Genomic DNA, 13701 nt, shown 5'->3' with positions numbered 1-13701 from the left:
TTAAATACCCGTATCGTTAAGTCGGTATCTGTTGGAAATTCCGTTTTTGCGGGGGTTGGTAAGGTTGTTATCGGAAATTATAAGCTCCATTTTGAGCGTATTTATTCCTCGCTTTACCAGGCTTGTGATATCAAGTGGAGAATCACGCCACGGAACGTCAAATGCTGCAACCGAATTTATATACAAACGGCACATGGCGGCTTTTGGCATGTTAAAATCAAGATAAATACGCTCTCCAAAGCTCTTTTTGATTTTAAGATTCTGTTTTAACAGAATTCTTCCGGTGAAAAACGGCATTCCGGCATCTGCCAACAACCCATCGGGTACCTGCGACGGGGGATTTGAAATTACAAAAGGTCCGTCGGTTATTACCGTATTTCGGGCAGTGCGCAGATATCCGCTTCGGGAATATACGCCGAAATTTCCGATAAGATATATTTTTTCAAACGGCTTTGTGCCGCGCAGAGTTATATCGTTGTGTCCTTTTGAAACAAAATCTTTTATGTCAATAACTTCCAGTGAGCTGTCGCGCCACCAGGAATAACCGTTGTAAAATACTCGCCGTCCGTTTACGGAAATATGATGGTCCATTGCATTATGGATTACCAATCGGAGGTTTTCGCAGCTTTTAAGGCTCATGGCTTCATCAATTTCGAAATCAAAATGAAGCTCGAATTCACCCTCAGAGACCTTTACGGCATGTGATATTTCCATTTCATCGGAAAGCTCACTGCCTGTTTTAATGCGGCAGGTGTCAAGCACCAGCGCATTGATTTCACATTCCTCAATTTCCCAATCGTTTTTGAGACGGACGTGGGTGGCGGGCTTATCTGCTTTTATCCCCTCAGGCAACGTGCCCTCATGTGCAACTAATACAATATGGGACTGATACGGCTCAAAATTCAGCTTGAACGCAACGCCCTGAGGATAATCGATATCCAAAAGGCGTATATTTGTCATGTTTTCGGCTTTCAGGCGCACGGCGCTGTTTTCGCCGTTTATATATATTTTGGATTCTACGTGGTAAGGCGCGGTATTTACAAAGAAATACACCTTTAATCCGTCGTGATTTCGACAACGATACAATATTTCGTCGCCATTTCCCGTACGTGAGAGGATTTTGACATTTTTAAGCTTTTCACGATACATATGGCTGAGAATGCTTTCGTATTCAAGAGGAACATTTTCACCGAAACAAACCATTTTTCCGCCGTTTGCTTCAAATTCGTCCAATGCCTGCAAAACAGCGGAGGGGAAGTGTTCTTTTTGGCTGTCGATAACAAATATATCAGAATATTTCGTTGCATCGATGCAAACATCAGGCTTTTTATATTTAATGCTGTCTTTTATGGCACAAGCCTCGGCAACATGAAAATCAATGTGAAGCTTTGAGAGCAGATTGTAAAGATTTACGGCATCTTTGTTATCTGCTTTGTCGATTATAAGCAGTATATCCGCTGTGTCGCATCCCTCATTCATAAGAGCCGAAAGACGGGAAATATAACCGTTGAGCTTTTCACAGCTGTCATAATAGGGCTGAACGGGAGAGAGCGCGGTGGTTATATTTCCGTTCGGTGAATACGGAACGGGGTAAGCAACACGGCAGGCACCGCGAACGATTGCCATATCAAAGGCATGCTTCGCAAGCTCCAATACATTTTCATCGCTTTCGGGAATGTTACAGCCCGAAACAAAACGGCTTCTGCCACTGCTCCATGACGTAAACCGAGAAAGGGCGTATTCTATGTCATTTTCATTTTCGGTGAGTGAAATGCTTATAAAGCCATCTTGATTATTGTTATCATAAACTGCCACGGCACGGTCGGTAAGGGAGTGTACCGCGGATAACAGATGACCGTCGGGAGTATCAAGAATCCCGAAATCCATATTAAGCTTTTGACATTCGTCACTGCATACAAAAACAAGGTCGCAAAGCTCTTCACGGGTTATTTCCGCATTATCCGCGGGATTATAAACTGCGATGCATCCGCCAACCCCGGCTTTTTTCATGCGTACAAGCTGTCGGAGCAGACCCTCGCGTGAAACGGCTCCGTTCCAGTGCCAGAGCACGACGGGAGTAAGGGCGTCAGCCGAGGAGTTTATAATGCTTTGTATTTTTTCCATACTTTGTACTCCTTAATTTATTGTGCGGCAGTGCGCATTTTGAGCATTTGCGCCGCGCACACCGATGTTACAGCAAGTGTGCACACGGGAATTATGAATGCAAAAATGGCGTAATAGTCCGGTATTGCATCTGAAACTGCTGTTTTGTCCAGAATGGGCAAAAGGTCGGTAAGCATTGTGGATAACGCCGCGACGGGAATTAACGAGGTGAGCACTTTTGACGGGAATACCACACCGTCGGGATTATCGGCAGTCACTGTGCGGATATGGCGTAGAAGTATTGCCGTTGTTGCAATGAAAATTACTGCACAGATTATATCCAGCGGTATTGCATAGGAAGTTTTGAAGTAATCCCAGTAGTAGCCTGAAAAGGCACCGAAGCCCGAGCAGTACATACGGTAAATATTACTTACTGCACATATTGCCGTGCCCGCAACGGATAACAGCGACATGCAAAAGACGTTTATACCAAGCTTTGCCAGATAGAACGCACCCGCAAGAAAGAATATATATCCCAATGAATCGGGGGTTACCGGGAATGTGTCCAGATAAATGTTGTTGAAAAACATTATTCCCACGGCAAAGAAAGTGAGAGCAAGATTCTGATGGCGTCTTGCCCACATTGCCGAATCGCTGAGAATATTTTCTCGGTAGTAGGCTTCAAGACGTGAAATAAACTGCTTGTCCGAGTTTACTTTTCTGAGATATGAGATAAATTTTATGCCTATCACAACGGCACATATAAGGACAATTACAAAAGCGCCTATAACGGAAATCTTTTTTATTATTTCCATGTCTCTGATGTGCTTGTAGTGGTCATGGTTCAGCTCAAAGCCGTATGTCGCGTCGTTGAGAGAGAAAAGCTCGGGTATAACGGGCAGGGCGTTTTTTAATATCAAAAAAATATATATAAGCGCCTTGGCTTCCGATTCGCTTTTCAGTGCTGTTTCGTTGTCGTAGCGGGAGCAAAGATAGTTCATTCCGCCGAAAAATTCGCTGAAAAGCGGTATACACAAAAGTATTTCGATTACCGCAAAGCAAAATGTGAATAAAAGAACGTCACTGTCGCTTGAAGAGGGGAGCTGGAGCATGAAAACTATTTTTGCAAGGCTGACAAACAATAACCATTTTGCTTTTTTTCTGGCGCTTGCCATGCGGTCATCCATGTCAGCCAGTCGGAAAAGTCCGCGGAATATCAAAATGTATCCTATGAAATCGGGCAGAAGATCCACAATGTTTATATTGGGATTGAGAAGAAATATTGTTCCTGCGATTATAAGACCTGTTCCCATGTTTTCATTCTCCTTTACGGTTGCATATACGAGTCAAAATCAGTTTGATTCATCCCAACCGCAGCATTTTTTGTATTTTTTGCCGCTTCCGCAGGGGCAGAGGTCATTTCTGCCGACCTTTGTGTGAGCAGTGTGGATGGGCTTTCTTTTGATAGAGCCGTCGGAGGCGCCGTGCGAAGCACCTGTTTCGATGGCAACCTTCTTTCTTTCAATGGGCTTTTCCTGCTTCTGGAGCATGATAAGTGATTTTACGGTGTCCTCACGGATGGCGGTAACCATTTCCTCGAACATCTGGGAGCCCTCGATTTTGTATGCTGTAACAGGATCGTGCTGGGCGTATGCCTGGAGATAGATGCCTTCCTTGAGGTCATCCATGGCGTCAATGTGTTCCATCCACTTGTCGTCAACGTTGCCCAACAGAATGGTGCGTTCCGCTTCGCGCATATCGTCCGCACCGAAAAGCTCCTCTTTTTTGGCATAAATTTCGTTTGCACGCTGTATAAGAAGCTGTTTTATATCATCTGAAGTGACGGATGAAAGCTGTTCCTGGTCATATCTGAAGTCTGCGCCGGTCGCCATCATGAACATGGCGAAGTAAGCTCTCAGACTGTCAAAATTCCAGTCGTCCGGTGCAGCCTCCGCAGAGCAGAAAGTGTCTACGTTGGAGGTTATCCAGCTCTCCATCATGTTTGCTATTTTTTCCTTGATGTTTTCGCCGTTAAGAACTTCGCGACGCTGGTCATAGATAATGGTTCTTTGCTGATTCATTACATCGTCAAACTTCAGGACGTTCTTACGGCTGTTAAAGTGCTTGTCTTCCAGGTTTTTTTGCGCTGTTTCGATAGTGCCCGATATGATTTTCATATCCATGGGCTTGTCATCCTCAAGCGCAAGGTTAACCATACCCATTACACGGTCGCTTCCGAACAAACGCATAAGGTCATCCTCGAAGGAGAGGAAGAAAGTGGATTCGCCGGGGTCACCCTGACGTCCCGCACGTCCGCGGAGCTGGTTGTCGATACGTCTGGCTTCGTGGCGCTCGGTACCCAAAATGTACAGACCGCCTGCTGCACGCACTTTTTCTGCTTCGGGAGCTATCTGTTGCTGGTGCTTTGCGGTCAGGATACGGAATTTTTCGCGCACTTCGAGTATTTCGGCATCGTCGGTGTCAAAGGTGCTGTCACATAATATGAGGAGCCTTTCCTCAATACCTTCACGCTCCAATTCCTGCTTCGCAAGATATTCTGCGTTACCGCCAAGCATTATGTCGGTGCCTCGGCCTGCCATGTTGGTAGCAATGGTGACTGCACCGAATTTACCTGCCTGAGCAACTATTTCCGCTTCCTTTTCGTGAAGCTTCGCATTCAGGACATTGTGCTTGATGTTTTCCTTTGTCAGCATGCGTGAAAGCTCTTCCGACTTGTCGATGGAAACAGTACCCACCAGTACGGGTTGTCCCTTTTCGTGACATTTTTTTATCTGCTCTACAATGGCTTTGAGCTTTGCCTGACGTGTTTTGTAAACAAGGTCAACATTGTCTTTGCGTATCATGGGGCGGTTGGTGGGAATTTCAATGACATCCAGATTGTATATCTCGCGGAATTCCGACTCCTCCGTAAGTGCGGTACCTGTCATACCGCTGAGCTTGGAATAAAGACGGAAATAGTTCTGGAAGGTGATGGTGGCAAGGGTTTTTGATTCCTTTTCAACCTTTACATGCTCTTTTGCCTCTATTGCCTGATGCAGACCGTTGGAGTAACGTCTGCCGTGCATGAGACGTCCCGTAAAGCCGTCGACAATTATTACCTCACCATCCTTTACCACGTAATCCACATCGCGCTTCATTACGCCGTGTGCGCGTATAGCCTGGTTGATGTGATGGGCAATTTCGGAGTTCTCGGGGTCGGTAAGATTTTCAAGCTTGAAAAAGCTCTCCGCCTTTTCTATTCCGTACTTTGTGAGCACGGCAGTATTGGCTTTTTCATCTACGATGTAATCCGCATCAATGTCATCGTTGTCCTTTTTGTCGTCCAGCTCCTTTATGCGGAATACCTTGAGAGTGCGGGCAAATTTGTCGGCTGTTTCGTATATTTCGGAAGACTCATTGCCCTGTCCCGAAATGATAAGAGGAGTACGCGCTTCGTCGATGAGGATGGAATCCACCTCATCCACAACGGCAAAATTATGACCGCGCTGAACCATGTGCTCCTTGTAAATAACCATGTTGTCACGCAGATAGTCAAATCCGAACTCGTTGTTTGTACCGTAGGTGATGTCGGCATCATACTGTGCCTTTCTGTCCTCCGGCTTTATGTCGTGAATTATAAGACCTACGGTGAGACCGAGATAATTGTATACTTTTCCCATCCACTCGCTGTCACGCTTGGCAAGATAGTCGTTTACCGTGACAACATGAACGCCTTTTCCGGAGAGCGCGTTGAGGTAGGCGGGGAGCGTTGCCACAAGGGTTTTACCTTCGCCTGTACGCATTTCGGCAATACGTCCCTGATGGATTATTATACCGCCGATAAGCTGAACTCTGTAATGCCTTTTGCCAAGCACACGGTCGGATGCCTCGCGCACCGTTGCAAATGCCTCACAAAGTATATCATCAAGTGTTTCACCATCGGCAAGACGTTTTTTGAATTCCGCGGTTTTTGCCTTGAGCTGCTCGTCGCTTAAAGCTTTATACTCATCGGCAAGGGATTCAATTTTGTCCACAAGCGGAATTATTCTTTTTATTTCACGCTCGGAATGAGTTCCGAAGATTTTTGAAATTATACCCATTTGTATGCAACAACCTTTCCGAATTTTACAATAGTGTATTTATCATCTTATTATACTATATTATTGCTCTCAATGAAAGGGATAAATGTAAACATTTGAATAATAAAATGTATGATTTGATTTCATGCGTGCAAAATAAAAGCGATGTAAAAATTTTCTTTCCGAAAGGACATATCATGCCGGATAAAGTACAGATAAAGGAATATGCCATAAAAATATACAATTCCCCCGCGCGTATACAGAAATGCCCGGATATTTCTTCCGATTTGAGGCGTATAAAGCGTTTTTGCCGTACCGCTGTCAGAAATGACACGGTGGGCAATGCTGTAAGTGCCAAGTGGCTGTCGGATAATTACTATATTATCGAGCGTGAAGCAAAACAGCTTTTAAAGGCTCCGCGCCGTGAGCTTCCGTTGTCTTCACGGCTTTATTCGTATGTGGAAAAGCTGTTCTTTTTCACGGAATATGAGCTTAATAACGACGCTGTAAGCAGTTTTTTTGAAGTGTTTTCACGTAACGACTTTTTGGATGACCGTGAAATTTCAAGTGTTCAGAATGCAATGAAAGCGGTTATTATACAGCGTATTTCATTGTTGTGCGGTCAGCTTTCATTCAAGGGCGGATCTGACCTTGCCTGGGCGGAAAAGGCTATTGCGGATGAAAATCTGGCGCGCAACCTTATAACCTCGTTGCGAAAAAGCTCCATAATCGATTTTGGGGCATATGTGACGGGATATTCACCCATCGAGCGTATGATGAGGCTGGACCCTGCGGGAGTTTACTCACGTATGGATAAGCCGACCCAGGCACTTTACCGCACAAGGCTTGAAAAGCTGTCCCGTAAAAGACGCATGAGCCAGACCGAGGTGCTTAAGGAAATACTTGAAAAATGCACTGCCAATGACGGTGATATGAGGCACATAGGCTTTTATCTTATGAACAAGCCGAATTGTGCACCGTATGTTATTGCCATGACATTGGTGTTTTTCGGTTTGCTTTTTGCATCTGTCTGTATGTGTCTGGATATGGGATATTTTATAATACCGTCGGTGCTGATTTTTATAATTCCCATTTTTGAAAGTACGCGTATGCTGTGTGACCGTTTTTTCTCCCGAACGGCAAAGCCGGGCATAATACCTAAGCTGAAATCCGAGCATCCCGGCGGTATACCGAGGGAATGGCGCACGCTTACGGTAATAACATCGCTTCTGTTCGGCGAAAACGAGGACGGAAAGCTGTTTGAACGACTGGAGCGGTTTTATCTTGCCAACCGTGATAAAAACCTATATTTCGGGATACTGGGCGACCTTAAAGAATGTGACAGCCAAACAAGCCCGGAGGATGAAAGAATAATAAAAAACGCACTGGAGTGTGTGGAAAAGCTTAACAGAAAATACAGCGGAGGTTTTTATGTTTTCATACGAAGCAGGGTGTACAGCAAGACCCAGAACTGCTATATGGGATACGAAAGAAAGCGCGGTGCGGTTATTGAGCTTAGCCGCCTGCTGAGGGGAATTGATACTACCCTCAGCCATATCGGCGGTGACATTTCACAGCTTAAAGACGTAAAATACGTACTCACATTGGATGCGGATACCGAAGTGGGGATGGGGCAGATACCTCAGCTTTGCTCGGCAATGGCTCATCCGCTGAACAAGCCCGTAATTGAAACCGAAAACGGGCGAAGCTATGTAAAAAGCGGCTACGGAATAATGCAGCCTCTTATGAGCTATGCTCTTGAACCGTCGGGCAAAACCCCGTTTTGCGTGCTCAAAAGCGGCGCGGGAGGCAAGGATATATACTCCTCTGCCGCATTTGATATCTACCAGAGCTTTTTTTCGAGCGGTATGTTTTGCGGAAAGGGTATTTTTGATGTGGATGCCTTTTTGACTGTGATTGACGGGGCTTTTCCGGACGAAAGCGTTCTGAGCCACGATATTCTGGAGGGGTGTTTGCTCAGATGCGGACTTGTCAGCGATGTGGTGTTTACCGACAGCCTTCCTCAAAATGCCATTTCCTATTTTAAACGCGAGCACCGCTGGTCAAGGGGCGATGTTCAGGCGATGGCGTTTGCCGGAACAAGAGTTAAAAATGCAGAGGGTGTAAGCACGAAAAATCCCCTTGGCAATCTGTCAAAATATAAGCTGTGGAGTAATATTTCCCGCATAACACTACCGATACTGGGTGTTGTCGGCATAGTTTTTGCGGCTGTAAGCGGATATGAGCGTGTGATGATACCCACACTGTCGTATCTGTTTGTTCCCTTTGTGTGTGATGCCGTCGGTATAGTTACAAGCAGACGCTTTCAGCAGATATTCCGAAAGTTCACTGCCGATGTAATAAGCGGTATATGGTCTGCTTTTCTTAATTTGCTTTACGACATTTCCACTCTTTTTCATCGTGCGTACATCAATGCGGATGCTATTGTAAGAAGCTTGTGGCGCATGAAAATTTCACACCGAAATATGCTTGAGTGGACAACCGCTCTTGAAGCCGATAAGGCTAAGGGTGGCGGTTTGCGTGCTTATTACGGGTATATGAAGTACAGTGTGGCGGCAGGGCTGCTGTTTGTTTTGCCCGACGGCGGTTTTGTGAGATTTATGGGTATTATGTTCTTTCTCAGCCCGGTCATATGTTATCTCTTGGCGCGTCCGTTGGATAACACCCTCCGCATCACTTCAAAGCAATGCGATACCGTGACGGAATATTGTCGGGATATGTGGAAATTCTTCGCAGCCGAGGTGACGGCTGAACAAAATCATCTTCCGCCGGATAACGTGCAGTTTTCTCCCGTGTATTCCTGTGCACGTAAATGCTCCCCGACAAATATAGGACTTTATCTTTTGTCGGTAATGGCGGCATGCGATTTCGGATTCATAAACGGGAACGAGCTGTATGAGCGCATAAACAACACACTTGATACCGTTTGCAAAATGGAAAAATGGCACGGTCATTTGTTCAACTGGTACGATAACTGCACTCTGTCTGTTGAAGGTACAAAATACGTTTCAACCGTAGACAGCGGTAATTTTATAACCTGTCTTGCGGCTTTGGAGAAGGGACTTAAGGAATACAGTGTCTCGGACGGCAGACTGGAATTTGTTATGAGCCGAATACGCGATATTATGGATAAAACGGATTTCAGAGCGCTTTACAATTCTCAGCGTGATTTGTTTTATCTTGGGTATAATGCCGACAATGACAGCATGGGTGAGGGGTGTTATGACCTGTTTATGAGTGAGGCGCGCACTACAAGCTACTATGCCGTAGCGCGGGGAATTGTGCCTAAACGTCACTGGGCATCCATCGGCAGAATACTCATCAGCCGGGGTTCTTATATCGGTGCGGCGTCCTGGACGGGAACTGCCTTTGAATACTTTATGCCGGCGCTTCTTTTGCCGGTGTATAAAAACAGCTTTTCCTATGAGGCTTTGCAATTTGCTTTCCGCGAGCAGATGCGTCACGGCGCATCGGTGGGAAAACAGCGTGTATGGGGAAGCTCGGAATGCGGATTTTACGAATTTGATGCCCGCATGAATTATCAGTATAAAGCCATTGGTGCACCGTTTCTCAGTCTTAAACATGAGCAGGACAAGGAGTTTGTTTTTTCACCTTATTCTTCATTTCTTATGATGGAGTGCAATCCTGTAAAAGTGCTTGAAAATCTTGAAATCATGAAGTCGCTGGGTATGTACTCGGTGTACGGCTTTTATGAAGCGGCGGATTTTACCCCTTCACGCGCCGAGGGTGACTATGCCATGGTGGAAAGCTACATGGCGCATCATGTGGGGATGAGCATAGTTGCCTGTGCCAATATCGTTTTTTCAAATGTGTTCCGCAGACGATTTATGGCGGATGCTCAGATGGCGTGCGCCGCAGAGCTTTTGCAGGAAAAAATACCTACCGATGCCAATATTTTCAATGACATTGACAGCGGTGATATACCCGAAAAACGCACGAGGTCTCCTTACGGACTAAAAAGCGAACACATAGATACGGCGAACCCCCGCATAGCGCTTTTCAGCGGATACAGAAGCAGTTTGAGAGTGTCCGACAGCGGACATATATGGCTTGAAAGGCGCGGAGAGCGAAGAAACCGCTGTGTAAATGTTCCGCCAACCGACATTACTTCACGCAGACGCGGATTCGTTACCGCAGCCTGCATAAACGGAAAAATATTTTCTCCTGCGGGCGAGCTGTGCGGAGGGGATGTAAAGGTGGGGTTTGAATATAACCGTGACAGTGCCGATTTCAACATGACCGACGGTTACAGACTGGTGAATGCTTCTTTGCGATTGTCGGCACGCACCTGCGTTATGTACACAGATATAAGTGTGAATTGCCGTGAAGGTGACAGTGTGGAATATATGCTGTATCTTCAGCCTGTCATGGACAGCTTTGACGATTATGACGCACATCCCGCTTTCGGTGCGCTTTCGGTGGAGGCGGAATATGATGCGCAAAACAAAATTATTATTTTTCACCGCCGTTCACGTAAGCCGGGCGAGGATTTATATCTGGCGGCGGGCTGTGCGCAGGTAAATGTTAACCTGCAATTCGAGACACGTGCAGACATGCTTTTCGCGGAATTTGATGAGCTGTGCGACGTGTTGAAAAGCGATGCGACACTGTCTTGTACAACGGGCGCCTGCATAGACCCAAGGCTTTTAATAAGAGTGAATTCATCCAATGCTCACCGACACGGCAAAAGCACCGAAAAGCTGTGCTTTATGGTACTGTGTGCTACCGACAAAGCCAAAGCAATCAATGCATTTTTAAAAGCCCGTGATAATTACGGCACCCAGCGTGAGGCTGATGCTCTTGCGACGGCAAACACGAAAAAAGCGCTTGAAACCTCTACCGACCGTATGGACATTTCGGACCATTTACTGATGGAAAAAATTCTGCGTGCCGTGTCGTTCAGACAAAACGGCGTTTCAATTGACACTGTTCCCGAAAAAAATTTTTCGCGTGAAGAGCTGTGGAAGTATTCCGTTTCGGGGGATGTACCCGTTGTATGTGTGTACGTTCAAAGCGAAAAACAGCTTACCTTTTGCGGACGTATGATAATGCTTCACAGATTATGCAATCTTAAGGGACTTATGTATGATTTGGTATTTGTGATGAACGAAACGGAGGTATACACCCGTCCCATTGCCGGAGGTCTTCGTGCGTTGTGTTCGGGATACAGAAGCGATTATCTTGTAGGTAAAAAGGGCGGATTGTTTTTCGTTGGCGATGCGGAAGCAAGAGAAATTTTCCGTACAGTGTCATGCTTGTGGCTGGAAGGTGATGAAGAAACAGAGAGTGCGCCGTACACCTCGGGACTTTATAATATTTTTACCTCGCCCGACCGCCACTGGCAAGGCGAAAAGTATGAAGCGGTTTACGAAACCTACGGCGGAGATTTTACCTCTTTGGGATTCGTTATAGACAAAAACAGCAAAAGGCCACCGCTCAGTTATGCCCATGTTTTGTCCAACCGTGTTTTCGGCACTGTGATAACCCAAAATTCCCTTGGGTATACCTGGTTTTCAAATTCCCACGAAAGACGGCTGACACGCTTTGAAAACAGCGCTTATGACAGCTTTGCAAGCGAAACGGTGTATATGAAGGGTGAAAGCGGTCTATATGACCTTTGCCGCACTGCTTCAAGGGTGGAATATCTGCCAAACAGAGCCGTTTACAGCGGAAGAGCGCAGGATACTGCGTATAAAATCGAGGTTTTCGTGCATGACAAGCTGTTTGTGAAATCCGTGCGGGTAAAGCTTTCCCGTCCTCAAAAAGTGTTCTATGCATTGCGTCCGACATTTTCATCGGCTGTGTATTACGTCAGAGGTGAAAACAATATAGTTTTCGGCTCTCATTTTTCAAAGGATAAAGGGCTTGTTGTAATGCCGAGAGAAGAAAACTGCTTTGTTTATACCTCACTTTTTGAAGCGCTTGACGGCTACGGCGCAATAAATGATATGGCTGTAATAGGAAAAGAGGGAAGTGATTTAGAGTTTTCGCTGTGTTGTATAACAGGCGAAAAAACGATGGAATATACCCTTGAAGTACTGAAAAACGGAACTTTTGACGCATTTGCCGGACAAAGTCTGGAAATGACAAAGGAGCTGCTTGGGGGAATGCTTCAAAAAAGCCCCGTCGGTTCGGATGGTATTGAGCTGATGAAAAATTTCTGGCTTCCGTATCAAGCGGTATTTTGCCGTTTTTTCGCACGAGGAGCGCTGTATCAATCGGGAGGTGCATATGGCTTCCGCGATCAGCTTCAGGATTGCCGCATATTCTTCGGCTCTAATCCCCGTATAGCCCGACGGCACATCATAAGATGCGCGGCACATCAGTTTGAAGAGGGAGATGTCCAGCATTGGTGGCACAATCTCACTGCACCTGACGGCTCATCGCCCGGAATACGTTCCCGATGCTCTGACGACTATCTGTGGCTGGTGTATACGGCATGTGAATATGCAGAAAAAACGGGTGACAACAGCATATGGGATGTAAAAGTCCGGTACCTTCACGACCAGCCTTTGGGAGTGAGTGAGCATGAAAGATACAGTACACCGCAACGCTCGGATATATATGAAAGCGTGTATGAGCATTGCGGACGTGCGGTGAATCTGTTTGAAAAACGCGGACTTGGCGCACACGGAATGCCATTCATCGGAAGCTGTGACTGGAATGACGGATTCAGCGCAGTAGGTGAAGCGGGCAGGGGAGAAAGTGTATGGCTGGCATTGTTCGGACGCATAGTACTGGAAAAATTTGCCCGTGTCTGTCTTCAAAAAGGGGAGGATGCTTCACGTTTTTTCAGGCTTTCTGACACTCTCGGAAAAAACATCGATAAATTTGCCTACAACGGCAAGTGGTTTTTGCGTGGCTTTTATGACGATGGCTCACCGCTGGGAGATGAAAGCTGTGACGAGTGTAGAATTGACCTTTTACCGCAGGCGTTTTCGGCGATATGCGATGATTTTCTCCAAAGGACGCGCCCGAATGCATACCGCAGTGACAAGGCACGTATAAAAAGCGGGTTGGATTATGCGTACAAGTACCTTTACGACCCTGAAAACCGCATTTTAAAGCTGTTTTCTCCGCCTTTTGAGGATACGGACCAAAACCCCGGATATATAAAAAGCTATGCGGCGGGGCTTCGTGAAAACGGCGGTCAATATACCCATGCGGCTGTATGGGGAGCAATGGGGTTTGAATGTGCGGGGCAGAGCGAACGTGCCGAAGAAATCAAAAGAGCACTGTGCCCTGCATTACGTGCCGCGGATGAACAGCTTTTCAAAAAGTATATGACCGAGCCGTATGTGGTTTGCGGTGATGTGTATTCAAATATATCCCATCCCGCGCGTGGCGGCTGGAGCTGGTATACCGGCTCTGCAGCGTGGTATTACGAGCTTTTGAGTAATTCCGGCGATGCGTGAGCTCCATTACTTTTTCGACAGACCGAACACCCCAACAGAAATTTCACCCCGACAGAAATTAT

At 46.2% G+C, this 13701-nt stretch carries 4 protein-coding genes; 1 reads left to right on the top strand and 3 read right to left on the bottom strand.

The genetic code is table 11. The features are described from left to right. Genes E7588_08380 through secA form a run of 3 tightly spaced genes read right to left on the bottom strand, consistent with a single transcriptional unit; the run spans position 1 to position 6203 of the window. Positions 1-2124 (bottom strand): hypothetical protein, encoded by a 2124-nt coding sequence (locus tag E7588_08380; protein ID MBE6689272.1) that lies wholly within the window; start codon positions 2122-2124, stop codon positions 1-3. Positions 2125-2141: 17 nt separating this feature from the next. Continuing rightward, a complete protein-coding gene (locus tag E7588_08375; protein MBE6689271.1) occupies positions 2142-3416 on the bottom strand; it encodes a hypothetical protein in 1275 nt (424 codons plus the stop codon). 39 nt (positions 3417-3455) lie between these two features. Then, a complete protein-coding gene (secA, locus tag E7588_08370) occupies positions 3456-6203 on the bottom strand; it encodes a preprotein translocase subunit SecA (GenBank protein ID MBE6689270.1) in 2748 nt (915 codons plus the stop codon). 95 nt (positions 6204-6298) lie between these two features. Between secA and E7588_08365 the strand changes: the two genes are divergently transcribed. Continuing rightward, a complete protein-coding gene (locus tag E7588_08365) occupies positions 6299-13639 on the top strand; it encodes a hypothetical protein (protein MBE6689269.1) in 7341 nt (2446 codons plus the stop codon). Positions 13640-13701: the final 62 nt, after the last annotated feature.

Source organism: Oscillospiraceae bacterium (assembly GCA_015065085.1).
Classification (GTDB): domain Bacteria; phylum Bacillota; class Clostridia; order Oscillospirales; family SIG627; genus SIG627.
This window is presented reverse-complemented; position numbering and strand designations above follow the sequence as displayed.